18 protein-coding genes are annotated in these 25,742 nt (G+C 45.5%); 9 read left to right on the top strand and 9 right to left on the bottom strand.

The window, feature by feature from the left end; all coding sequences use genetic code 11:
- Nucleotides 1-209 precede the first annotated feature (209 nt).
- Nucleotides 210-1,400 (bottom strand): MFS transporter, encoded by a 1,191-nt coding sequence (locus DXX93_RS02020; protein ID WP_116006578.1) that lies wholly within the window; start codon nucleotides 1,398-1,400, stop codon nucleotides 210-212.
- Nucleotides 1,401-2,012: 612 nt separating this feature from the next.
- Here DXX93_RS02020 and DXX93_RS02025 point away from each other — a divergent pair.
- The 4 genes from DXX93_RS02025 to DXX93_RS02040 all read left to right on the top strand — a co-directional run bounded on the left by DXX93_RS02025 (nucleotide 2,013) and on the right by DXX93_RS02040 (nucleotide 8,217).
- Nucleotides 2,013-3,971 carry a methyl-accepting chemotaxis protein gene (locus DXX93_RS02025; protein ID WP_116006579.1) on the top strand — a complete coding sequence of 653 codons (1,959 nt, stop codon included), beginning with the start codon at nucleotides 2,013-2,015 and terminating at the stop codon, nucleotides 3,969-3,971.
- 326 nt (nucleotides 3,972-4,297) lie between these two features.
- Complete coding sequence (gene fadB, locus DXX93_RS02030; RefSeq protein ID WP_116006580.1) at nucleotides 4,298-6,463, top strand: fatty acid oxidation complex subunit alpha FadB; 2,166 nt, start codon at nucleotides 4,298-4,300, stop codon at nucleotides 6,461-6,463.
- Nucleotides 6,464-6,478: 15 nt separating this feature from the next.
- On the top strand, nucleotides 6,479-7,642 hold the full coding sequence (gene fadA / locus DXX93_RS02035) for an acetyl-CoA C-acyltransferase FadA (RefSeq protein WP_116006581.1): 1,164 nt from the start codon (nucleotides 6,479-6,481) through the stop codon (nucleotides 7,640-7,642).
- Between the two features lie 284 nt (nucleotides 7,643-7,926).
- On the top strand, nucleotides 7,927-8,217 hold the full coding sequence (locus tag DXX93_RS02040; RefSeq protein ID WP_181902115.1) for a DUF2845 domain-containing protein: 291 nt from the start codon (nucleotides 7,927-7,929) through the stop codon (nucleotides 8,215-8,217).
- A gap of 14 nt (nucleotides 8,218-8,231) precedes the next feature.
- On the opposite strand, the gene DXX93_RS02045 is transcribed toward DXX93_RS02040, so the two are convergent.
- The 4 genes from DXX93_RS02045 to DXX93_RS02060 all read right to left on the bottom strand — a co-directional run bounded on the left by DXX93_RS02045 (nucleotide 8,232) and on the right by DXX93_RS02060 (nucleotide 12,361).
- Complete coding sequence (locus DXX93_RS02045) at nucleotides 8,232-9,224, bottom strand: YeiH family protein (RefSeq protein WP_374188920.1); 993 nt, start codon at nucleotides 9,222-9,224, stop codon at nucleotides 8,232-8,234.
- A 22-nt stretch (nucleotides 9,225-9,246) separates the two neighbouring features.
- Nucleotides 9,247-10,272 carry a TauD/TfdA family dioxygenase gene (locus DXX93_RS02050; protein WP_116006584.1) on the bottom strand — a complete coding sequence of 342 codons (1,026 nt, stop codon included), beginning with the start codon at nucleotides 10,270-10,272 and terminating at the stop codon, nucleotides 9,247-9,249.
- Nucleotides 10,273-10,282: 10 nt separating this feature from the next.
- Nucleotides 10,283-11,242 carry an aldo/keto reductase gene (locus DXX93_RS02055; protein WP_220347547.1) on the bottom strand — a complete coding sequence of 320 codons (960 nt, stop codon included), beginning with the start codon at nucleotides 11,240-11,242 and terminating at the stop codon, nucleotides 10,283-10,285.
- Between the two features lie 369 nt (nucleotides 11,243-11,611).
- A complete protein-coding gene (locus DXX93_RS02060) occupies nucleotides 11,612-12,361 on the bottom strand; it encodes a GntR family transcriptional regulator (RefSeq protein WP_116006585.1) in 750 nt (249 codons plus the stop codon).
- Nucleotides 12,362-12,775: 414 nt separating this feature from the next.
- Here DXX93_RS02060 and DXX93_RS02065 point away from each other — a divergent pair, with 414 nt between their 5' ends.
- Both DXX93_RS02065 and DXX93_RS02070 read left to right on the top strand, forming a co-directional pair.
- The gene (locus DXX93_RS02065; protein ID WP_116006586.1) at nucleotides 12,776-14,950 is read left to right on the top strand and encodes a glycoside hydrolase family 31 protein; all 2,175 of its coding nucleotides are present in this window, start codon (nucleotides 12,776-12,778) and stop codon (nucleotides 14,948-14,950) included.
- Complete coding sequence (locus DXX93_RS02070; RefSeq protein WP_116006587.1) at nucleotides 14,951-16,681, top strand: solute:sodium symporter family transporter; 1,731 nt, start codon at nucleotides 14,951-14,953, stop codon at nucleotides 16,679-16,681.
- Between the two features lie 150 nt (nucleotides 16,682-16,831).
- Here DXX93_RS02070 and DXX93_RS20700 read toward each other — a convergent pair whose 3' ends face one another.
- A complete protein-coding gene (locus DXX93_RS20700; RefSeq protein WP_147302626.1) occupies nucleotides 16,832-17,092 on the bottom strand; it encodes a hypothetical protein in 261 nt (86 codons plus the stop codon).
- A gap of 148 nt (nucleotides 17,093-17,240) precedes the next feature.
- Between DXX93_RS20700 and DXX93_RS02075 the strand changes: the two genes are divergently transcribed.
- On the top strand, nucleotides 17,241-19,631 hold the full coding sequence (locus DXX93_RS02075; protein ID WP_116006588.1) for a TonB-dependent receptor: 2,391 nt from the start codon (nucleotides 17,241-17,243) through the stop codon (nucleotides 19,629-19,631).
- Nucleotides 19,632-19,721: 90 nt separating this feature from the next.
- Here the strand turns inward: DXX93_RS02075 and DXX93_RS02080 are convergent, their stop codons facing one another.
- Nucleotides 19,722-20,330, bottom strand: a complete 609-nt coding sequence (locus DXX93_RS02080) for a DUF6064 family protein (RefSeq protein WP_116006589.1) — start codon at nucleotides 20,328-20,330, stop codon at nucleotides 19,722-19,724.
- A gap of 12 nt (nucleotides 20,331-20,342) precedes the next feature.
- Nucleotides 20,343-21,329: an aldo/keto reductase gene (locus DXX93_RS02085; protein WP_258872562.1), complete on the bottom strand. Its 987-nt coding sequence runs from the start codon at nucleotides 21,327-21,329 to the stop codon at nucleotides 20,343-20,345.
- Nucleotides 21,330-21,701: 372 nt separating this feature from the next.
- On the opposite strand from DXX93_RS02085, the gene DXX93_RS02090 reads away from it, so the two are divergent.
- A complete protein-coding gene (locus DXX93_RS02090) occupies nucleotides 21,702-22,352 on the top strand; it encodes a PEP-CTERM sorting domain-containing protein (protein WP_116006590.1) in 651 nt (216 codons plus the stop codon).
- 369 nt (nucleotides 22,353-22,721) lie between these two features.
- Complete coding sequence (locus tag DXX93_RS02095) at nucleotides 22,722-23,510, top strand: hypothetical protein (protein ID WP_116006591.1); 789 nt, start codon at nucleotides 22,722-22,724, stop codon at nucleotides 23,508-23,510.
- 88 nt (nucleotides 23,511-23,598) lie between these two features.
- On the opposite strand, the gene DXX93_RS02100 is transcribed toward DXX93_RS02095, so the two are convergent.
- Nucleotides 23,599-25,572: a DNA topoisomerase III gene (locus DXX93_RS02100; RefSeq protein ID WP_116006592.1), complete on the bottom strand. Its 1,974-nt coding sequence runs from the start codon at nucleotides 25,570-25,572 to the stop codon at nucleotides 23,599-23,601.
- Between the last annotated feature and the right edge of the window lie 170 nt (nucleotides 25,573-25,742).

A 25,742-nucleotide genomic window follows, 5' to 3' on the forward strand; every position in this document is an offset into this window, starting at 1 on the left:
TTACTGATAATGACTTGTATCAAAGTTCACTTCATTTGGGCGTTAACTTAGGGATATTTCATCACGAGGTCAACCAGAATGCGTGACATTATCGCATAATTATGAAAGTTTTCGTAATTAGGGTGTCGTCAAGCGTTTTTTTAGTACCAAAATGATCTCGTTATAGCTTGTTAAGTTGACAGCTCAACATGCAGCTCCACGAACGCGCGTTATGCACTTTTTTCCACGGCTTTGAAACGCCACTCAATGCCCTGAACGGGTTTGTCTGGGACGAGTAAAGAAAGCGCCAGTGAACAAGCAGCAAAGCCAGCGCCGACAAAGAACACCCAGCTCGGGTTGGTTAACCAAACGATACCAAGCAAAGCGGGAATCACGACGGCCGCGATATGGTTGATGGAAAAACTCACGCCAGCACTAGCGGCGATGTCTTGCGGCTCAGCAATTTTTTGAAAGTAGGTTTTGATCGCAATAGCCAGCGCAAATAGCAGGTGATCAACCACATATAAAATAGCGGCGACAAAACCTGTGTCCACTAAGCCGTAAGAGATAAAGAGCAGAATCAAGCCCGTGTATTCAAACAAGAGCGTTTTGCGCTCACCAACTTTGCCAATGATCTTGCCTATCGCAGGTGCAAACAGCCAATTAAACACGTAGTTAATCAGAAATAAGGCGCTGATATCGGCAACGGAATAGCCAAACTTCTCCACCATTAAAAAGCCTGCAAACACCACGAAAATTTGACGACGAGCGCCACTAAAAAAGGTCAACGCGTAAAACAACCAATACTTTTTGCGCAAAATGAGTTTTTTACTTTGCTCTGTTGGGGACGGAAACTGTTGGAAGGTCATCGCCAGTAATAGGGTCATGACTAAAGCAACCCCGCCAAACAGTGTGTAAGTGGCTTGATAAGACCAAGTGAAGTAGTCCATTAACAGCCACACACTACTAAACGCCACCAGCGATGCCACCGATTTGGCAGAAAGCAGTTTACCCATAAAATGTGGGGTATTGTCTTTATCCACCCATTGTAAGGTCAGCGACTGATTAACCGTTTCAAAGTAGTGAAAGCCAACAGACATAATCACCGTCGTGATATACAGGCCAAAAACACTAGGAAAAAAGCCCGTAGCGGCAACTCCTATAGCGGTAATGGCAAGTGACAGGAGCGCCAGTTTTTGCTCTTTGATAAATAACAGCAGGTAAACTGCTGTAAACGCCAGAAAGCCGGGTACTTCGCGCAAGCTTTGTAAAATACCAATTTCACGGCCGGTAAAACTGGCTTTTTCAACGACAAAATTGTTGAGCAGTACCATCCACACCGAGAAAACAAGCGGCATAATAAACGCCATGGCCAATAATAGGTGCTGAGGCTGATAAAAGCGTTGACGCAAGGTAAACATGGAAGATCCTTTTATGGTCTATAGCAACAACGCCTAATTATGACTTTTTGTCGCAGTTCGCTTGACTGAAAATATGATTCATCAGCTATACTGCGAATCTCATTACGGCGTTGCTGATTGGATTCATTTTATCAGCAATGAAAGTATATTAAACCATCAAAGGTCATTAATACCCATGTTACTTCAAGATGCTTGATTTCAGCGCTGTCACAGGGGCTCAATATCAAGGCGCAGCTTGCCGGAATGGTCACTCCCTTTCAATAAGCTGCAACGCAGAGAGTGAGTTCCTGTGAAGCGCCCAAAAGGTTGGTTTAAAAGCGATTTATGCTGCGTTATTGATTTTGACAAGGGAACAACCATTCTCTGCAATCAATGCCTTGCCTAAACCGCTTTTAATTCCAACTGAAACAAGCACTTTGGAGTAGCATGGGTATAGACCATTATTTGAAACCGTTATTTGAAACTGTAATTTTAAACCCTTGTTTGGAATCTGGTGAGTTAGAGCTTGAGCGTTATTTTTCCCGTGCATTAAGGATCGTGCATTGGTGATCGCGCAAGGTAAGTTTTAATCTCCGTGTTTTAGACATCCTTAACTAACTTGTTGGGAAGTATATGAGCTCTCTGGTCGCCGCGGTAAGTGCCGCCTCTAATCAATTACGCTTTAAAACCAAGTTCACCTTATTAGCCATCGTCTTTTTTATTCCGCTAATTGGCGCATTTTTATGGATTGTAGACAGTCAACAAAACAAAATTGAGTTGCTCGACCAAGAATTGATGGGTCACGAGCTGATTGAACAAATCGTCAGTATCGAACAGCTAATCTACCAAGCTGGGCAATCGAGCCAAGCGCAAGCGCAAGTGGCCAAGTTAAGCAAAGCGATCCGTCAAACACCATTACTTTCACCTGTGCGCAATAAAGTCACGCAGTTACAAGAACTGGTCGGTAGCTATCAATTAAACGAGTCAGATACTCAGTTAACCAGTGTTGCTGACATCTACGAGCTCACCTTGTCATTGCGTGAGAACATTGCGGCAATTACCGGGTTAAGCCGAGAAGGTGATGCCAGCTTATTCTATCTTTCAGAACTAGGCCGTATGCGCCTTCCGGCAATACATGAATACTTAGCTCGTACGAGTTACTTAACGCAAAACATTATTACCAACCAAGGGTTTAACGCGCAGTCGTATACTTCGTTAGTTGCCTTAAACAATCGTATTGATGAAATCCAACACCAATTCGACAAGTCACAAATGCAATTAGAGCGCGTGGATAAAGCTACCGCTAAAAGCTTGGCGGCTGATTTAGCAGCCATTGTGAGTAACACCGATAGGTTTCAGGCTGCGCTGCAACAGCAAGTTATCGACCCTGACAGTATCCAATGGTCTCGTGCAGACACGCAGCGTGCTGCGGGTATGGCATTAAATGCAGTCATTGATACCGAAACACGTATTAACAAACTCCTTTCCGAGCGTTTGCAAGCGGTACAGTCAACACAGCTTAATGCATTAACCTTGCTTGGCATTTTTCTCTCGCTCAGTGTTGTGCTTATTGCCGGTATCTTGTTTGTCATTTATTGGTCAATTAAAGGCAATGCTCAGCAATTGCAACAAGCGGCACAAGTCATGGGTGAAGGCGATTTTTCTCAGCATTTAGCCATTGATAGCAAAGACGAATTTGGTGATATCAGCGAAAGTTTCTGTGTCATGCAGAAAAAAGTGAATGGGCTGCTTCAGCTCGTGCAAGCGGATATCGAGAAGCTTGAGCAAGACACGGCGAATATTCGCGAAATGACTGACGATATGGAACACCAAGTTGCCAACCAGCAAGACAACACCAATGGCGTGATTGGCGCGATCACCGACATTTCACAGTCAGTGCAGTCAATCGCTGAAATCACTGACAATGCACGCAATGTTACCCATGCGGCGAGTGAGCACGTTAAAGGCGGGCAGAGTATTATTGCTGATACCGCGTCGGTGATCAGTCAGATCTCTCAAGAAGTTAATGCCACTTCACAAGTCATTGATACATTGGCGAGTAACACCACAGAAATTGCGCAGTTTGTCAGTGTGATTCGCGAAATTGCCGACCAAACTAACTTACTGGCGCTTAACGCTGCGATTGAAGCCGCCCGTGCGGGTGAGCAAGGCCGAGGTTTTGCGGTAGTTGCCGACGAGGTGCGTAATCTGGCCGGTAAAACACAAGACGCAACAGGCGAGATTCAAGATATTATCGAGAAGCTTCAGCAGGGTACTCAAGACTCGGTGAAAGCGATGACGCAAGGGGTTGAGCGAGCCGAACAAGGTGTGAAACAAACCGAGCTTGTATCAGCATCGTTTAACGAGATAACTGACTCCGTGAACAATATTGTTGGCGGTACAGATAAAATATCAGCAGCCGTGACCCAGCAACACAGTATGTTGGGCCACATTGACAGCAACACCGAAAACATTGCCAAAGGTGCAGAGACCATTTTGCAATCTGCTCACCATGCAGCACAAGCTGTGGGCAGCTTATCGGAGTTGGCCGACGACCTTTCCAAGCAACTAGCGCAATTTAAATTGAACTAGAGCCGCGCTGGCGTATATGCCGACAATTACTTGAATTTTTGCCATATACGCCCATATCTATAGAGCATATTACCAATATTCATTGGTATTTTGGGATGCTAACTGTCAGTGTGTAAGATTGTTCTATAGCCGATTATACTTGGGGTTGACAATTTGAGCGTACAAGTAAACGCTCAATTAAAACACCCGTTTAAAAAACGTTGCTTTTAGTGTTCTTTCGAGGCAAACTCAGTCGGCTAGTATTACAATTCATAACACTTAGTTATTTAAAAGTAATTACAAAAACCAGTCTAACAAGCACCTTAATCGGGTGGAGGAGATCAGGCATGTTATTTCAAGGCAAAAGCCTTTCTGCCGAGTTACTTGCTGACGGTATTGTTGAATTTAAATTCGACGCCGAAGGTTCAGTAAACAAGTTCGATCAGGCAACATTTGAAGAATATCGCGCAGTCGTCGACGCGATCAAAAACTGCAGCGAAGCAAAAGGTATTATTGTTACCTCTGGCAAATCAGCATTCATTGCTGGCGCTGACATCACAGAATTCCTAGAAACATTCAAAAAGCCAATGGACGAGTTAATCCCTTGGGTTAAAGCGGCTACTGACTTATTTGATTCGTTTGAAGACATCGACCTACCAAAAGTTGCAGCAGTTAACGGCTTCGCACTAGGTGGTGGTTGTGAAATGATTTTAACCTGTGACTACCGTGTTGCAGACACCACAGCTTCAATTGGCTTACCAGAAGTTAAACTAGGTTTAATGCCAGGTTTTGGTGGTACCGTACGTTTACCTCGCATTATCGGTGCCGACAACGCAGTTGAGTGGATGTCGACAGGTAAAGCTCATAAAGCTGAACAAGCACTAGCCGTTGGTGTCGTTGACGCGGTTGTTGCCCCTGAGCTACTTCGCGATGCAGCCATTGCTATGGTAAAACAAGCGATTGACGGTAAGTTAAACTGGCAAGCAAAACGCCAAGCTAAACTAGAACCATTAAAGCTAACGCCAACTGAAACCATCATGACGTTCAATACTTGTAAAGGTATGATCGCAGCAAAAGCGGGTAAGCACTACCCAGCACCAATGACGATGGTTAAGTCATTAGAAGCGGCAGCTGGTTTAGACCGTGCCGGTGCAATGGCAATTGAAAACGAAGGTTTTGCTAAGCTGGCGAAAACTGACGCAGCAACAGCACAAATCGGCATTTTCATGTCTGATCAAGTGATCAAAGGCAAAGCGAAGAAAGCGGCGAAAGCAGGTTCACCTGTTGAAAAAGCTGCGGTACTTGGCGCTGGTATCATGGGTGGCGGTATCGCTTACCAATCAGCTGCTAAAGGCACGCCAATTGTCATGAAAGACATTGCTGATAGCGCACTTGATTTAGGTTTAACCACAGCAGCGGGCTTATTAACTAAGCAAGTTGAACGTGGTCGCATGAACGCTAAGAAAATGGCGGGCGTGTTAAACAACATCACACCAACGCTAAGCTACGACAGCTTAAAAGATGTTGACGTTGTCGTTGAAGCGGTTGTTGAAAACCCGAAAGTAAAAGGTATTGTATTAGCCGAAGTTGAAGGGGTTACGGGTGACGACGCAATTCTTGCCTCAAACACCTCAACGATTTCTATCGACCTACTAGCCGAAAGCGTTAAGCGCAAAGACAAGTTCTGTGGTATGCACTTCTTCAACCCTGTGCACAAAATGCCACTTGTTGAAGTTATTCGTGGTAAAGAAACGTCTGACGAAACGGTTGCGGCTGTTGTTGCTTATGCAGCGAAAATGGGTAAATCACCTATCGTGGTTAACGACTGCCCAGGTTTCTACGTAAACCGCGTATTATTCCCATACTTTGCTGGTTTCAGCCACTTAGTAAAAGAAGGTGCTGATTTTACTGCCGTTGATAAGGTGATGGAGAAGCAATTCGGCTGGCCTATGGGTCCTGCGTACTTGCTTGACGTTGTCGGTATCGACACAGCTGATCACTGTACTGGTGTGATGTCTGCTGGCTTCCCAACACGAATGCAGAAGATCGACAACGATCCAGTAAGCATTCTATTTGGTGATGATCGTTACGGTCAGAAGAACGGCAAAGGTTTCTACGACTACGGTAAAGACAAGCGCGGTCGTCCAACAAAAGTTCCAGCAGAAAAAGCGTTTGAACTATTTGCTGGCAACGTTGCTGACAAGAAAGACTTTGACGCTGACGAAATCATCGCACGACTAATGATCCCTATGGTGAACGAAGTGGTTCGCTGTTTAGAAGAAGGTATCGTTGATACGGCTGCTGAAGCAGATATGGGCTTAATCTACGGTTTAGGTTTCCCTCCATTCCGCGGTGGTCCAATTCGTTACCTAGAAACTGTTGGCCTAGAGAAGTTCATCGAAATGGCGGACAAGTTCGCTCACTTAGGTGAAATTTACCAAGTAACAGACGGTATGCGTGAGATGGCTAAATCTGGCAAGTCTTACTACACCACTGATGTGAAAACAGCTTAAGCCGAGGAAAGAAAAATGAAAGAAGTCGTAATTGTCGATTGTATTCGTACCCCTATGGGTCGCTCTAAGGCTGGTATTTTCCGTAACGTACGTGCCGAGAGCTTATCTGCGCACCTAATGCAAGCGCTATTAGATCGCAACCCGAACTTAGACCCTGCGTTAATCGAAGACATTATCTGGGGTAACGTTAAGCAAACTAAAGAGCAAGGTTTCAACATTGCTCGTAACGCTCAGCTACTAACCGACATTCCTAAGTCAGTTGGCGCGATTACTGTAAACCGTTTATGTGGCTCTTCAATGAGTGCATTACACGATGCTTCTGCCTTCATCATGGCAGGTCAAGGCGACGTGTACATGGTTGGTGGTGTTGAGCACATGGGTCACGTACCTATGATGTACGATGTGGATTTCGATCCAGCGTTAAGCAAGTACATCTCTCGTGCTGCTGGTAACATGGGCTTAACCGCTGAGTTACTAGGTATGCAACACGGTGTAACACGTGAACAGCAAGACGCTTTTGGCGCGCGCTCTCACCAGCTTGCTCACAAAGCAACTGTTGAAGGCCGCTGGGCAAACGAAATCATCCCAACATTAGGTCACGACGCGAACGGCGTATTGTCACTAATCGAGCACGATGAAGTCATTCGCCCTGAAACAACCGTTGAATCATTAGCAGGCTTACGCCCAGTATTCGATCCAGTAAACGGTACAGTCACTGCAGGTACGTCATCAGCACTTTCTGATGGTGCCTCAGCGATGTTAGTCATGTCTGCCGACAAAGCGAAAGAGCTAGGCCTAACACCACGCGTTAAAATCCGTGGTTTTGCGTCAGCAGGTTGCGATCCATCAACTATGGGTTACGGTCCAGTACCAGCCACTAAGAAAGCCCTTAAACGCGCTGGTTTATCATTAGAAGACATTCAGTTAGCTGAATTCAACGAAGCATTTGCTGCACAAGCGGTTTCGTGTGTTCGCGCGCTAGGTCTTGAAGATAAGATGGACGATATGATCAACTTAAACGGTGGTGCGATTGCATTAGGTCATCCACTAGGTTGTTCAGGTACACGTATCTCGACCACACTCGTTAACCTAATGGAAGCGCAAGACGTGAACATTGGTTTAGCGACTATGTGTGTTGGTTTAGGCCAAGGTGTAGCAACCGTCTTCGAACGCGTTTAATCACTGGTTTAATAACGTAACTTCTACGTTGGAAGTGCTCATGTACCCTTGTACATTCCGCGCTTCCGCCTTGAATTTACGTCATTATCCGGCGTGATAAATACTAGTAAAATAGTTAAACGCTAATAAATTTAAAAGCACTGCTTAGGCGGTGCTTTTTTGTGCCTGATTGTCACGTTTTATTTTAAGCGAGTGTTAAGTTTTTATCGGTTAGTCTGGTCTACTCTAAACATAAGGCTCAAAGTGTTGAGTTGGCTTTGATCATAAATACAGGAGTAATGCTTTTGAAGTACTTATTGACAATGATATTGAGTGCCATGGCGAGCTTGCCATTATTGGCAATGGAGCGTGATCGCAGTTCAGTTCGCTGTGATGGTGGTCATATTCGCCACGGTATGGATAAATACCAAGTGATTGGTCGCTGCGGTAATCCACGAGCGCAAGAGACGATAAGCGGTGATGATCAGGTCAAAATAGATAGGTTAGTTTATAAATTTAAACAATCGCCTAAAGCACCTTTGATTATCTTTACGTTTCGCGGTGGCAAGCTGGCTAATATTACTGAGTCGCGCTAGGTATTTCAGATCAATTAGCCCATCATGGTTAGGCACAGCAGGTAAATAAGGATAAATAGCGCGATCCACACCGTTTCTGCCACCATTATGATAATGGGCTTGACACCAACGCTAGTCAGTTTGGACAGATTCGATTTCATGCCGATTGCAGCAATAGCAATCACCAATGCAAAACGGCTGATGGTCGTTGCTCCTTCGGTGATCACTGTGGGTAAATCAACCAGTGAGTTAATCACCATAAAGACGACAAACGCGATTAAGAAATTGGGGAAATGAGGCTTATGATCCACTTGCTTGTCGTGTTTGCATTGCTCTCGAAGTGCTAGCAGCATCATTAACACCACTGGCATTAAAAAACTAACCCGTACTAATTTTACCAGCGTTGATAAGTCACCGGTTTGCTCTGAAACCGAATAACCAGCCCCAACCACTTGCGCAACATCATGAATCGTGCCGCCAAGAAAGATACTGGTGTCGTGTTCGGTTAAACCCAACTTGGTTGCAATAATTGGATAGAGCACCATGGCGATAGTGGAAAGTGAGGTGACACCAATAATAGTCAACAGAGTATCGCGCTCTTTGTTTTTGTCATTGGGCAGTATGGCTGAAATCGCCATCGCAGCAGAGGCACCACAGATGGCGACAGAGCCACCGGTTAACATGCCAAAACGCCGACTCATGCCCATGACACGACTGAGCAATACGCCAACAATAATAGTTGAGCTGATAGCGGCAATCAGTAGCAAAGCGGTTGACCAACCAAGCGACATTAAATCATCAAAAGCTATGCGAAAGCCGAGCAAGGCAACACCTATACGTAAAACCGTTGAGGCAGTGAATTCGATGCCCGCTTTACATTTGGTTTCTTCATGTAAAAACGACAGGGCAATGCCCAGTAATAAGGCAAATAGCATGGCGGGAGCATTGTAGTACTCAGCAAGAAATAAGGCAGCAAGGCCAGTGATAACCGCAATAAAACTTCCAGGAAAAAGCGCCTTTATTTTCATTAACATACACAGGTTTTTACAACTAGGCTGGTATATTATCTGTTGCGGCGCCAAGTGCAACTAACACTTGCCGTTTTGTTTCACCGCTATAAGGGCGACGGCCATGCATAGCCAGATTATTATCAACCACGGCGACATCACCTGCTTGCCACGCTACATCAAACGCATATTGCTCGGCAGTTGCGATAATCTCTTCCAACCATGCCTTGGGAATTTCAGCGTCATCACCAAAACATAAGGTATCTTGGTGATGTTCACGCACCCCTGACCAGCCTTGATAAGCTGCGATCAGTTGATTGAAAAACACTTTTCGACCATCAGCTAAGGTGCGCACCGCAGGTAATTTCCCCGTGGTTGCTTTTAAGCTGCCGTCTTGTTGCCATTGCCAGCGATAGCCTAAGCGCGCTAACTTTTTTTCTGCTTGGGTTTGTGTTTCAACACTCAGCGTACTTTTCCAGCTGCGTCCTTGACCCGAATTGGGATCATTTTCACCCGGCATAGTAGTGGTATATTTCACGCCTTTTTGCTCGAATGCCGCAGCAAGTTCTGGGTTTGCTTGAGCTAAGGCGTTAAACAGTAAATCACAGCGTAAGATCGGGCTGGCGCCACCGTGATCGGCGGGCGTTAGGCAAAAGAAGAAAATCTTATCGGGGTATATTGGCGTTTGCGCCATTTCATTGTGTAGGTAAATTTCTACGTCTTTGGGGGCTTCATTGGCGGTAAATACCCGCTCTGTGAAATTAATGCGTACGGCATTTGAAAGTGAATCTTTATAATAAAAATTCGGGTAGCCAAAGCTGGCGGTAAATTCGTCAAATGCTTCGGCAGAGTCGAGCGGAAAGCCACGAAATAAAATAGCCCCCGATTGCGCTAACTGTTGCTCAATGGCGACTCTATTCTGTTTGATAAATTCAACACTCTGAGTGACGTTTTGGCAAGCGTCTGTATTAACGACAACTGCTGGAAATACATCTGGCTGGCCTGCACAAAACTGATCACTGATTTCGGTAAACGGCACATTACTTGAAGACTTATTACTTGGAGACATGGCCACACTCCTAGTCGTAAATCGGGTGAAGCGTATTAAACGCCGCTTGACAAAAATGACCGGGATCATTGAAGCGCTTATCATGATTTAAGGCGCTAATGGCTGCCATTTCTTCGTCGGTGAGCGCGAAGTCAAAAATCGCGATATTTTCTTTTAAACGCTCAAGTTGGGTACTTTTCGGAATAATCGAGCAGCCGCGCTGCACGTTCCAGCGCAGTACCACTTGCGCTGGTGTTTTCCCTAAGCGCTCGGCGGCGGCAATCACAGCTGGCTGGGTTAATACCGATTCATCGGCACCTGCCATATCCAGTTCTAAATACGAGAGTGCGCCAAGCGGCGAAAATGCTGTGACTTCGACGCCATAGGCTTTGGTCATAGAAATTAACCGCTCTTGGGTGTTGTAAGGGTGTGATTCAATTTGCAGTGCGTAGGGTTTAATACGGGCATAAGTCATCAAGTCATGCATTAGTGCGGAATTGTAATTACAGACGCCAATATTTTTCACTAGGCTATTATCGACCAGCTCCTCCATCGCTGCCCAAGTTTGATAAAGCGGTACGGGTGCAAGCTTCATACTCGGATTCTCTGCCTCTGGATCGAAGAACCACTCAGGTGGATATCGCTCTTCAATCGGCACATAGGCTTGCGCGATCGGAAAGTGGATCAAATACAGATCTAAGTAATCTAGACCAAGATCTTTAAGGGTTTTCTCTAATGCCAGCTGCACATGCTCTGGCGCGTGGTAGGTATTCCAAAGCTTAGAAGTAACCCAAAGCTCTTCACGGCTGCACAGTCCGTCAGCTATCGCCTTGGCAATGCCTTGGCCAACCTCAATTTCATTGCCGTAATCACAAGCGCTATCGAGGTGTCGATAGCCTGCCTTAATGGCATCGTATACGGTTTGTGCACAGTCTTGTTTTGCAATTTTCCATAGGCCTAAGCCGACCTGAGGCATAGTAGTAGTTGCCATAATTTACTCTTAATGAGTTCGTTAAGCTGCTGATACTGCTAATGCGCTAGCGAACGTGGTTATGGGTTATAGGTTCAAAATCTTATTTAAGATTTATATCTTATATAAGACTATAAGTTAGCGTTGGCGATCTAAGGTGTCAATTAATTGATGAAAAAATCACCGACTTGATAAGGTACGTGTCGTCGTGAATGACAAAAGCTCTTGATACATTGGCCTTGATTAGTGGGGTTAGGCAATGGCTGCTTCACTATAAAACGGCGCTTCGCTTTTAGCTTAGGTACTGAGCATTTTTAGCCAATGGTCAAGGAAAACGCCGTTATTTGATGCTCAAGTGGGGTCTGTAAACACTAAGCGCTAACCTAAAAATCAATCAAAGTTTACCAAGTAGTGGTAGTGATCTGAACGACAACGGGTGATGCGATATTCAATAATTTGCTCATTCAACGATTTGGTTGAACGGGTAAACATTAGCAGTGGCGTCCCTGTCTCGATACCCAGTAAATCGGCATCACTTGCCTGAGCTAAAATGGCTTTGATCTTATCTTCGGTTTTATGCACGGTTAAATTGAAATTGGTTTGATAGAAATGGTAGAGCGTGTGCGGAATTTCTGGCTCATTTTCAATGCCTGCAAATGCTGAGTAGGGCAGGTAAATATCTTCAAGTAAACAATACTCACCACCAATCGTACGACGTCGTTTGAGTAGCACAACCTTGGTTTTCGCTGAGACATTTAGCTCTCGGGCAATTGCTTTGTTGGCGGGCGCTATGGTTAACGACAGCACTTCTGAAATGGGCAGTTCTGGGCTTTGGCCATCCGCCACGAGCGGGAAAAATCGGTACAAGGCGGGCATACCAGTGTGCTCAGCGACAAAGGTGCCTAAACCTTGCTTTCTGGTCAGGACTTTTTCATCGGTTAGCGTATTTAACGCTTTGCGCACTGTACCTTGGCTAACACCAAATTCACTGGCCAATTGAAACTCGCTTGGCAGCATATCGCCGGGTTTCCAGCGTTGTTCAACAATGAGTTGAGTAACGTGTTTTTCAACTTGTTTGTACAGGGGTAAAAACGCTAAGCCAGACGTGCCAAGTTTATTACCAAATTCAGTATCAGCCATCTTTATTCCTATTCAAATAAGCAAATCGACACTCTATATTTTCATTACCTAATGCTGTGCAAATGACATTGACTACGCAGGCTAAGGCTTTCTTTTATCTTATATAAGAATATCGCTTTTTCTATCATACTTGGCTAGACAGAAAAGTAAATTGCCTAAAATAATGAGCAAATGTTATTGCTTATTCAAAGTTTGCAAATGCTTAAACCTTAAACAAAGTGGTTAAAAAATAAGTTTGACAAATAACCGAACTAAGGTAGTTTATATTCTTATATAAGACCTAAGAATTAGCTTTGCTGACACGAAACGTATCATATAAATCATTCAAAGTTGTCATCGTAGCGAACATCAAAATAAGCATTACATAACGATTAAAAAACGCATTACTAAGGTCTGTATCACAAGGGGGAAGCAATGTCAGGCTTTAGTGTTGAGTCACCAAGCTGGGACACTATCGATGCTGTCGAAGTTATCGATCAGATCCGTATTGAAAAAGATCACGCCTTGATCCCAACGGATCAGGGCGTGCTGCGTGTCAGCGTGAATCAATTTGGTGTGCGTTTGCAAATTGGTGATCGCATCGATTTTGACTATCAGTTGCTGGTTAACAAGCCCAACGCGCAAGCGTTAACTATCGCTCAGCCCGATTCAGCGTCTTCATCACTGTCCGCAGCACTATCCACAACAGCAATGCAAACCAAGCTCGTTAGCGGTGCAACCCAAGTCGTGATCAGTCACCAACCGTTTGCGATTCAAATAAAGCATAACGACAAAGTCATTCAGCAAAGTGCGAGCGATGGTCATTTTGTTCGCCGTTATCGGCTGCCTCCGCTGGCGCGAGTCGACAAAGGCTGGTTTATGGCGTGGGAGCTAGCGAGTAGTGAGCCAGTTTATGGCTTGGGTGAAAAGTGGGGCAAACTCGACAAACGCGGCCAGCTGATTCGCTCATTTAATCACGATGCGCTAGGTGTAAATGCAGAGATCTCCTATAAAAATGCCCCTTTTGCATGGAGTCCAAACGGTTGGGGACTATTCGTTCATACGCCGTCACCAGTCACCCATGGTGTTGGTTATGCGCCTTGGTCGCAACGCAGTTATGGCGTGCTCGTTGAAGATAGCGCGCTCGACCTATTTATATTTACCGGTCATAACGGTGAGCAGCAAATACAGACCTATACCGAGCTAACGGGTAAAGCCCCCATGCCGCCAGAATGGAGCTTAGGGGTTATCCTTTCCAAAGCCTATTATCAAGATGCAGACGAATTGTTAGCAACGGCAAGGGCCGTGCGACAGCAGCAAATGCCGTGCGATGTGATCACCCTTGACGGCCGAGCTTGGCAAGATACGGAGACACGATTTGCCTTTGAATGGGACAAAACCCGCTACCCCGATCCCAAACCAATAATCGACCAACTTAAAGCCATGCAGTTTAAAATCTGTATCTGGGAATATCCGCTGATATCAGTGGAAAACCCGCTTTATCAGCAGCTAGCCGACAAGGGCTGGTTAATCAAAGACAAACGCACAGGGCAAGCCTACCAATACGAATGGGACATGAGTGCATTTGGCGAAGTGCTTACCCCCTTGCCGAAATCTGGCATTTTAGATTTTACTCACCCTGAGGCTTATGCCTTTTGGCGTGATAGCCATCAAAGCTTGTTTGCGCTGGGTATTGATATGATCAAAGCGGACTTTGGCGAGCAAATTGAAGACGACAATATGCTTGCCAGCAATGGCGAATCGGGCATGGCACTGCACAATGTTTACAGTCTGCTATACAACCGCTGTGTCTACGAGGCGGCTGAAGAGTTTAGCCAAAATGGCGCGTTTTTATTTAGCCGTTCGGCATGGACGGGGTCGCAGCGCTACCCAGCCCAGTGGGGCGGCGATCCGCAAGCTGATTGGGGCGGCTTGGCAGCGAGCCTACGCGGTGGTCAGTCGTGGGGGCTCACGGGCGCACCGTTCTACGCGACGGATGTTGGCGGTTTTTATAAAGATACTAGAGACGCTGAGCTTTATGTGCGTTGGCTCCAATCGGCGGTATTTTCCGCCCATATGCGTTTGCACGGTATCGGTCAACGAGAGCCGTGGAGCTATGGCGCATTGGCTGAGCAAGCCGCGAATAGAGCATTGAAGCTGCGTTATCAATTACTGCCTTACCTACATCAAACCATGATGCAAGCATCGGAAACTGGGTTGCCTGTGCAACGCGCTATGGTGCTGGCTTTTCCAAACGAGCGACAAGCCTGGGCATTTGAAGATCAGTTTATGTTAGGCGATAAGCTACTTGTGATTCCTTGCCTGCAAGCAGGTGGTGATATTGAGTTTTATTTGCCGTTTGGTGATTGGTGTCGATTTGAGCCTGACCTTGATGCCGACATTACACAACCTAAACACTACCAAGGCAGCAAACTGTACCGAGAGCGCTTGGCGTTAGCGGACTATGCCGTGTTTATTCGCAAAGGCGACACTGTGCCACTGGGTGCTGCTGTTGAACATACTGAACAGCTCAAAGCACTAGGCATGTCGGTCGCTAGTGTCACGCGCTATTGGCCTGATGTTGATATAGCACAGGGCGGAGCGTCATAAATGGCTGGCCAAGATATTGCGTTCACGCTTATTAGCTGCCTGTTTTTTATGGGCTTGGTGGCGTGGATTTCCTATCAAAAAACCAAAGGAGTAGTTGATTCAAAAGATGGTTACTTTTTAGCTGGGCGCGGCCTAACCGGTACTTTTATCGCTGGCTCTATGTTACTTACCAACTTATCTGCTGAGCAACTAATTGGCTTAAATGGCTCTGCATTTGGTTATAATCTCAGTGCCATGGCATGGGAAGTTACCGCAGGTATCGCGACCATTATTATGGCTTTGGTTTTTCTACCGCGTTACCTTTCTGGCGCATTCACAACACTGCCTGAATTTCTAAAACAACGCTTTGACGACACAGTGCGCCGTATGACGGTGGTGTTGTTTATGGTCGGCTATGGTCTGATCACTATTCCTTCGGTCTTGTATTCCGGCTCGGTCGCGGTACTTAAACTCTTTGATATTCCGACACTGCTGTCGATGAGCTACCAGCAATCCTTGGTGGTGACGATTATTATGGTCGGCAGCGTTGGGGCGGTTTATGCGATTTTTGGTGGTTTAAAAGCGGTTGCCGTGTCCGACACCATTAACGGCGTTGGTTTGCTAATTATTGGTGTTTTAGTGCCTGTGCTCGGTTTTATGATGCTTGGCGGTGGTAGTTTTACGGCGGGCGTTAGCACCGTTTTAACTGAGCACACTGACAAACTCAACGCGATAGGTGAGCCGACTGATCCTGTGCCGTTTGGTACGATTTTTACCGGCATGATCTTTGCGAATTTGTTCTATTGGTGTACCAATCAATATGTGATTCAGCGCACCTTAGGCGCGAAGAATTTAGCAGAAGGGCAAAAAGGTGTGCTGCTCTCAGGCTACTTTAAACTGTTGGTACCATTTTTGATGATGATCCCTGGGGTGATCGCGTTTCACCTGTACCAAACCAGCCAACTTGAAACTATCGATATGGCATACCCGCGATTGGTAAAAGACGTGCTGCCGGTCTCGCTTGCTGGCTTTTTCTTAGCGGTACTGCTTGGTACCGTATTTAGCTCGTTTAACTCACTGCTCAATAGCGCTGCAACTCTGTTTTGTTTGGATGTGTATGCACCACTGAAAAAAGACAAAGTGAGCGATGAACAGTTGATCAAAGTTGCTAAAATCGCCAGTGTGATTATTGCGTTGTTCTCGTTTGTGGTCGCGCCTTTACTGATGTTTGCGCCAGAAGGTTTATGGCAAATTATTCGGGTATTTACCGGCTTTTATAATATCCCGGTGATCACCATCGTTATTGTGGGTCTATTTACTCGTCGCGTGCCAGCGGTTGCCGCCAAAGTTGTGATCATCTTCCATGTGTTGGCGTATGCGTTATTGAAATTTATTTGGGATGTCGACATTAATTTTATTCATATCTACGCCATTTTATTTGTCACAGAAACCGCCATGATGTTGCTGTTTGGCTATTTTTTGCCAACCCAAGAGCAACAGTTTTACCATCATAAAAACACCGTTGATTTGGTTCCGTGGCGCTATGCACATCCAGTAGCTATCACCCTGATTACTTTAATTATTATTAGCTATGTTTTCTTTTCACCGCTCGGTGTGGTGTCTGGGTCTTGGTCAACATTTTATGTCATCAGTGCGGTGCTTTTAGTGGTGAATATGGGTTTGTGTGTCTGGAGTGTTAAACGCTGGCAAAAGCGCTATCAGCAGTCAGCAAAGGCAGTCTCAACCAGTTGATTTAAGCCCGGTTTGAGTTTAACTGAGATCAACTTGATTGTTTGTGTTACGCGGTGAGTTGCGGGCTTTAATCGCAAATTGCTTATTGTGGTCTATAGTTAACACGGGCACATTAAGTCTTATATAAGATATATATTGTAATAAGCGAAGTTAGCCAGTAAAGTGTTGTTTGAATAATGTACAGCTCATTTCTTGGTTTAGTTTTACTGGCGCTAGCACTTTGGATAGCCAGAATAGCCCAGCAGAGAATAGCTGAACGCTATGTACGTAAAAAACAATAGCGACATAGGGCAAAACAACAAGTTCGATAAAAAGAGCGACAGCAAGCAGACGACATAAGAATAACCTTCGCCATAGCGCAACCGACACTAAGTGTTTAGGGCTGTGGTATGGGTATACAACAAGCGTCAAGGAAGCAGTTCTCGGAAAATTTTGTTTAGGCTTTGGTTTAGCATCGCCGATGAGCAAATGGTGTCATCCGTTATTCCCGCGCAATAAATCGCCGCAGAGCGATCGCAACGCGATAAAACACTAATAAAAAATAGTGAGGGAGATGGACATGAACTTAACCAACCAGAAACGAAATAAGTTGGGCTTAGCGGTAGCCGCCGCGTTGTCATTAACTAGCCTACCAACACAAGTATTCGCTGCCCAAGCAGCTCAAGACGAAAGTGAAATTGAACGCATCACCGTCACGTCACAAAAACGGGTTGAGCGCTTATCAGAAATACCCGTTGCCGTCTCTGTACTGCGCAGCGATCAAATCGACAATACCTTTACTGCGGGTTTTGAAGGATTACAAACCTTAGTGCCGTCGGTGAGTTTTCGCAAAGGTACCACGACACGAAACTCGGCGATCACAGTGCGTGGTATCGGTACTATTTCATTTAGTGTCGCCGCTGAGCCTAGCGTTTCAACGGTAGTCGATGGTGTCGTACTCGGCCGCTCAGGCCAAGCTTTTACCGATCTTTATGACTTAGAGCGCATCGAAGTATTGCGTGGCCCACAAGGGACACTGTTCGGTAAAAATGCGTCAGCAGGTGTGGTTAATATCACCACGAAACGACCAACGGGCGAAACCGAAGGTATGGTGGAAGCGACACTAATGCAAGATAACGAATATCGCTTGAAAGCCAAAATTGAAGGGGCGATCACCGATAACGTTAACGCCAGTTTAGTGGCGACCAAATCAGCCTTTGACGGCAACTTGTTTAATGTTTACAACAACGAGCAAGTCAATGGCTACGATAAAGAGGGGATGCGCCTCATGGTTGATGCTGAAATCAGCAACAACACTAACATGCTGTTTATCTTTGAGACCATGGAGGCAGACGACGATTGCTGCGCGGATATCGAAGGCTTGCCAAGTGGCCGTAATCCCGCGTCTGAGGCCGCGCCAAACAGCAATGGTATTGTTAACGGTGTTGCCGACTTAGATTTAGATCAGCGCCGTATTGATCATGATTTCGAATCACGGACAGTTGACGAGCACACCGCATTTTCAATGCAATTAGAGCACGACTTTGGCGACTATACCTTCACCTCAATCACCGCTTATCGCGAGTGGGAAAACACCGAATTCCGCGAAGGGGATTTTACCTCTATCGCGGGGGAATCAACTGAACCCGTATTCGGCGTGCCTTTCCAATTACATGATGTTGGCCCGCAAAGTTGGGATCAGTTTTCACAAGAATTTCGCTTAACGTCACCTGTTGGCCAGTCCTTGGAGTGGTTAGTCGGTGCATTTTTCTGGCAGAAAGACTCAGAGCGTAACTTTACTCGTGACGCGAGTTGTCAAAACAACAATGGCCAACTCGCCAGTGAAATTGGCTTTTATTTAGAAAACGAGCTGGGGGTTGCTAACCCAAGCGAGCAGGCAATAGCAGATTTTATAAGCCAAGAGGGCATTACCTGTAACGCCAATGATATTGTTAGCGCCACTGCCTTTATGCGCACTGAGTTCAACAACTGGGCGGTCTTTGGGGATGGCCGCTACCATGTCAGTGAGGATTTCCGCTTGCTCTTTGGTTTGCGCTATACCGACGATGAAGTGGAGTTTATGCACAATCGCATTAGTAATGATGTTTACGGTCGTCGCGGTGTTGGTGTGCGCCCCGCCAGTGAAAACACTAACTTTGATGGAAAAACCACAGAAACCAATACGTCAATTAAACTCGGTGCCCAGTACGACTTAGGCGATATGGGCATGGTGTACGCAACATATGCACAAGGTTACAAAGGCCCAGGCTTTAACGTGTTTTACAATATGGCGGAAAAAGACACGGCAGCGATTGGCGATGAGGTTTCTGACTCGTACGAGTTAGGTTACAAATACGCCGTGGGTAACTTAATGGTGAATGCTGCGGTTTTTAGTACCGATATTGAAGGTTTCCAAGCGAATAACTTTGACAACTCATCTGGGGTCACCATTACCCGTTTAACTAATGCCGGTGATGTCAGTACCCAAGGTTTTGAAATTGACTTCTTGTGGCAGGCAACCGATCAGCTGAGCTTATCGGGTGGTCTTGCCAGCGTTGAGGCAGAAATAGACGAGTTTTTCTGTCCTGACGGCGCAGCGTGTACCGATCGCTCAGGCTTAGACGTACCTTTCTCGCCGGATTTGAAGTACAACTTAACGGCTGATTACGTGTGGGAAATGGACGGTATGGAAGTGTTACTCAATGCCTCATACATTTATACCGATGAGCAATTTGCGACTTTGCCAAACAACAATGGCGAGTTTAATCCTGCCGTTTTGTTACCTGACTATGGCATTTTGAATGCAAGTGTTGCTTTGTCATTTAATGACGATGCTTACCGTGTCACTTTTATCGGTAAAAACTTAACGGATGAAAGCTTCTTTACCACCTACAGTGGCGATAGCTTCCGTTATCAAGTGCCGCGTGATGCGGATCGTCATTTCGGCGTCCAGTTTAGAGCAAATTTCTAAACGAACTATCAAGGTATTTATCTAGCAAAACACCGCCTCGGCGGTGTTTTTGCTTTCAAACCAAGTGCGCTTTTATATCTATTTAACAGTCTAGGTAATAAGCTGCCAAGTGAGTAAGTCCAGTGTCAGTAGCTCGACAACAGCAATCAATATTGGCAGTGGGTACAATAGATAACGCCATCTTGAAGCAAGTTGGCTGGTGAAAAATAAGCTTAAAATAACGGTTGGAATAGGCATCAGTCCCGCCATACCTGCCGACCAAGGCAAGCCACTGCTAACAGCTACAATTGGCATGGTCAGCATAGTACTGATAATCAAACCAACGGTTATTTTTTTTGCGTTAACGGCTTTGTTTTGAAAGTAATTCTCTTTTATTGCCAGCGCTAATAATAAAGCGACCTGTAATAAACAGATAAAGCCAAGGTAGCTGGCGTGGTGGTTAATGGTTTGATAGTGAGTCAGGTAAAACTGCCAGCCCAACCAAAGCCAAAGTAAGGCAATAAAACACAACACTAACCTTGGATAGCGGTGTTTGACGAGCAGGTAAACCGCGATGCTGGTGGCAATCGCAACATCGGCACCGATCAGTTGATGCGCGTTAAGGTAGTGAGTGACTAAACGCCAATACACTTCCGACGAAAACAGCAAAAAGTCATGAAGTGAATAGCTAAATAATTGGTTAAGTAGATCGGCAATCACTAGGCTTCATCGTTATAAGGTGTTGAGATAAGTCACCATTTGCTGGCGCTGTGTGGCATTGGGCAGCGCCATGGGATTGGCGGCACTCATATTTTCTTGCATATGCGCCACTTTCGAGGTGGCAGGAATGGCACATGTTACTGCGGGGTGGCTAATAATAAAGCGCAGTAAATACTGTGGCCAATTTTCACAGCCAAGCGCTATTGCCCAGCTCGGCAGTGGCTTTTGCTCAAAACGCTGCATCAATCGCCCTCCTTGAAATGGGCGGTTGGCAATAACCGCAATGCCTTTGTCTTGTGCCAATGGCAGCAATTCATTTTCCACCTCACGATCAAGAATATTGTAGGTGAGCTGAACAAAATCAATGGCTTCATTGGACATAATTTTCGCCAGTTCACGGTGGCGACGACCGTGTGAGGTGGTTACGCCGATATACTTAGTTAAGCCTTGTTGTTTAAGCTCTCGCAGCATAGGTAAATGTTGTTGCCAAGCCACCAGATTATGAACTTGTAGCAAGGCAAACCGCGCTTGCTGCCAAAGTTGCTGCGAGTTAACAAATTGCTGCTTGCCTTCACTGGGTGAACTTGTCCAAGTTTTTGTTGCGGCAAACAGCTTGGCAGGCGATTGAATGTGGTTAAGGGCATAACCCATTACCGCTTCAGCTGAGCCATACATAGGCGATGAATCCACCATTTCACCGCCAAGCTTGAAAAAAGTCTCCAGAACTTTGGTGCGCTCGTTGCGCAGTAAAATATCGTCGCCCACATTAAACGTGATCCAAGTCCCCATACCAATAGGGTGAATGCGCTGGTTGGTACTTGGAATAACCTTAGTATGAAATTTCGCTGCTTTGAGCTGGTAAGCAATAGTGTTGGGGTTAAGCGCATTGTTGTGCTGCTCAGCAACTGCTGACAAGGGTAATAAACCAACGCCAATCCCCAGCTTAGCCAACGTGGTTAATAGCGCGCGTCTCGTTAGTTGTGTATCTTTGATTGCCATAATTCACCCGAATATCTGCTTCGCAAATTACTTACTCTATTGAGCATAGCCCTTTTATCTTGTGCTGATTAAGTTGAGCTGAGGGTATGCGATAGGTTGCAATATATTTACGGTAAAATTGAGTCAGCTCGCAGCATAAGGGCGAGTCAGTTGATTCTTGAGTTTAGTGCTGTAGGGGTACTAAAGCCGTCGATCTGTTGTTGTTTTCCTTCGTGCTCATTGGAATTGCAATAAGACGCAAGAAGTTGACGAGTCTGTCGTCACCCACTTTTTCTCCATAATTGACTGATATGGTTGCTACAACTGACGATTTAGTGCCAAGTTGTAGCACTACTTCACCGAGATAAGAACGCATAAATTAAGGGTAAGCGTATGACTAAATTAGTTTTTATATTTTCCTGTTTATTGGCGTTTGGTGCGAATGCAGGGCTCATAGTTAACACCACTGATTTTATTGATGAGTCAAACCTAACGCATTTTAACGGCTTTGAAGGCTTTAGTAATACCTTTAAAAGCGGTAAAAACTATTACGAAGAAGATGGTATTCAAGTGCGCCAAATTTTCGCTCAACCGGGCAATGATATTGCACTGGGTTTTAGCTTAGAAGGTGAACGCTCTTGGTATCCCAATGGTGGAGATTATGGCTATACCGAAATTACTATGGCGAGCGGCGCTGAATTTACTGCGTTAGAGTTTCTTTTTCTTGGCCCCAACTTAAATAATCTGGCGGTGCATTACAGCCTTTGGAATGACGGTCAAGTGGTATTTGAAGGTGCGCTCGACATTGGCAAAAAAGAGCGAGGTGTGTTGGGCTTTGAAGGTGGCGGCTTTGATCAATTATTTGTCCGCTCAGGTCATCGCGCTGCCTCTATTTTTGATCGCTCAAGCAATGGCTTAAACATTGATAGTATTCAAGTGATAAGTGCGACACCAACACCAGTACCTGAGCCTAGTTCTATTGCGATTTTGGCATTGGGTTTGGTGGCAATACGGTTGTGGAAAGTGAACTCTGTTCATCAATAGGCTTAGTCACTATGCCTATAAGTTACTATGCCTATAAGTTACTAAGCCTTTAAGCCATAGGCCTAATAGCCACTTTTCCAGTTAGCTATTAGGCCAGAGTTAAGCTAATGGCTGAGCCATTAAGGCACAGCCATTCCCTCTTATAAACATTTCTTCTCGAAAGCATTTTTTAATTTAAATCAACAAGTTTATCTCCATTTTCCCTCCATATTTTGTTGTTAGCCTGTATTCGTCGGATGAGGTTTACGCCCCAGCACTCGCACAGATAGTCGATGGCAACGCGAGTCGATAAACAGGCAAGTGATTTGGCGCTTTTGATGCAGCTACTTGATGTAGTTATCTTATGTGGTTAGTAAATAAGGAATTTTTATGAGTTTTTGGAAATCAGTAACATTAGTCGGCGCGCTTTTGCTCGCCAGCTTATCAGTCAACTCGCAAGCGGCGATGATCGGCGTTGACAATAATTTTGAAGACAACGGGCTAACCGTTCTTGAATATCGAAGTGATGGCAGTATCTGGGAGTGGCTAGATCTGTCTGTTACCAATGGTATTTCCTATAACAGCCTTGTCGCCGACTTGAACGATGATGGACGATTAAACAATTCTACTAGCCTATTGATCACGAACACTGGGGCGTTGAATGATGTGTTAAATCTTGCCCCTGATCTGAGTAATGGTTGGTCAACAGTGGCGAGTGCAGATCTTACCGGCTTATTTGGAACGTTTTTTGGTCTCACTTTAGTGGGTAATGAGCAAGTAACGATAGGAAATGGCGCAAGTGATCTCACTGAGCAGTTTATTCTCGCCTTTGGTGACACTGTGCATGAGGCATCGGAAGATAGCGGTGCCACTATTAATGACGTAAACCCCAATTTGCCCAACATAGGTGAAACGCGCGGATATACAAATACTGCTGTAGGTAATCGTGGTAAGTTTAGATCTCCATTTGTTTTGGATGGGCAAACCAGTTTTCAATTCAATGATAACGTGACCGATATTCTCTCATTTAATGCCACCAATACTGCGCAATTTGCTAATGCCACTGTAGGGACATGGTTAGTTCGCGAAGTAGCAACGATCCCGACACCAAGTATCTTGAGTTTATTTGCACTGTCGTTGGTCGCGTTATGTATTCGACGCAAAAAGTGGTCTAAGTAGCTCATTGCATCGCGAGCCATGTTAAGGGCCCGTCATCTTCGAACTAAGCTGACAATGCTTAATCAAGCACCTGATGCTATTGAGTCTGTTACTTTTTAGTTGTGCTCGATTTGCGCTTGGTAGGTGATGTTTTTCTACGCTTTTTGTAAGCGGGCTTTTGTGGGCTTTTCAGTCCTTGTAATGAACTGGGCAATTGCTGGCTAAGCAGATTAATCAAATTGTGCAATGAGCCTTCAATGGGCTGCATAAATTGCCCATAACTACAGGCTTTATCAGCAATTTGATTGAGTGACGACTCCCAGCGCGCCGTCATATCGGGTTGAGTGCAGTCGATGGGCAAGGCATCAATGAGTCCTTTGCCGGTATCGGTCGCATGAATTTGTTTGCCTTGACGGGCTAAAAACCCGCGTTTAAACAATAAATCAATAATGCCCGCACGGGTCGCTTCTGTGCCTAAACCATCGGTTTCTTTGAGGATGGCTTTAAGGGATTTATCGGTGACAAAACGGGCAATCCCCGTCATTGCGGCAAGTAAGCTGGCATCGGTAAAATGTTTAGGCGGCTCGGTTTGCTTCTCTCGCAAATGGCCTTGCTGGCAGTACAGTGTTTGTCCTTGGGTTAGCTGCGATAGGAGCTGAGCAAGGGCAGGGCTGGCGCTTTGCTGACCGTCTTCTGAGTTGGTATTTTTCTCTCCCCCAAACAAAGACTTCCAACCTAATTGCGAAACAATAGTCGCACTTGATTGAAATAAGCCGCCGGCAATTAAAAAACTCGCTTTAAGTTGCTGGTAACAATAAGTCGGAAAAAACTGTGCAGCATATTGTCGGCAAATCAGCTGATAAATATTCTTCTCAAAGTTGTTTAAATTGAGCTTGGTTGGCGATTTGGTGGTAGGAATAATGGCATGATGAGCGCCCACTTTACTGTCTTGCCAAGCGCGACTTTTGCGCTTGGGATCGGCATCGCCTAACTGCTTCGCCAGTGGTAGTTGGCTGTCTTTGAGCATGGATAAAATTTGCGGCGCGTCGCTAAAGTGTTCTGTGGGTAGGTAGCGACAATCTGATCTTGGGTAGGTGATCAATTTGTGCTTTTCATAAAGCGCCTGACAAACATCAAGCACCAGTTTAGCGTTCATCGCGTAGCGTTTGGCGGCATCAATTTGCAGGGCAGACAAGTTATAAGGCAGTGGCGCATTTTGTTGTTTGTCCTGCTTTTTTAACTCGCTGACCAGGGCTTCTTGGCCTGTGATACGGGCAACAACATTTTCGGCTAAGGCTTTCACTACCACGCGCCCGTCTTCATCTTGATAGGGCTGACAAGCCTCACTGGGTTGCCATTTCGTCATAATACAGGGAGAAATGGCAGTGCTATCAGGTGTCAACTCCGCTTCTACTTCATAAAAGGGTTTGCTAACAAAGTTGGCGATTTCGCGGTCGCGATTCACCACTAAACCAAGTACTGGCGTTTGTACTCTGCCGACCGACAAGACTCCTTGATAACCCGCTTTACCTCCCTGAATCGTTAGTGCCCGAGTGAGATTAATACCATACAGCCAGTCAGCACGACTGCGCGCCAGTGCAGAAACAGAAAGTGGCATAAAGGCTTGATTAGATTTGAGTTGTGAAAGTGCTTTTTTTACGGCCGCAGGGTTTAAATCACTGATCAGTAGGCGTTTTACTTGTGCGGTTTTTGTTTTGGACAGTTTGAGGTAATTAAGTACTTCATCGACTAATAACTGCCCTTCGCGATCGGGATCGCCAGCGTGCACGACTTCATCGGCTTTTTTGAGCCAGTTGCGGATCACGGTTAGCTGGCTTTTAGTTTTGTACTTGGGTTTAAGTTGCCAGCTTTCGGGAATAATGGGCAGGTGCTCGAGTTGCCACTTTTTGTAGTGCTCGCCATAAGCCTCGGGTTCCGCTTGCTCCAAAATATGGCCAATACACCAAGTCACGATATCGCCATTACCCACTTGAATATAGCCTTGCTGCTTCTTTTGCGGTTTGGGCAGTACGTCGGCAATAGCTCTGGCAAGGCTAGGTTTTTCAGCAATATACAGCTTCATCGAATGGCACAGATTGAATGATTAATGGGATATAAACCGAGTGTAACTTGGTACTGTTTAAATATCCAGTTGTGTGGTGGTTTCAATAATTTTCGTAAATTACTGCCGAGAGTGTAATAAATTGCGCGGCGAGATGACTGTACTCTTTGTGGCTGTATTCTTCATGACTT

It is taken from the genome of Thalassotalea euphylliae, from assembly GCF_003390335.1.
Lineage (GTDB): Bacteria > Pseudomonadota > Gammaproteobacteria > Enterobacterales > Alteromonadaceae > Thalassotalea_F > Thalassotalea_F euphylliae_B.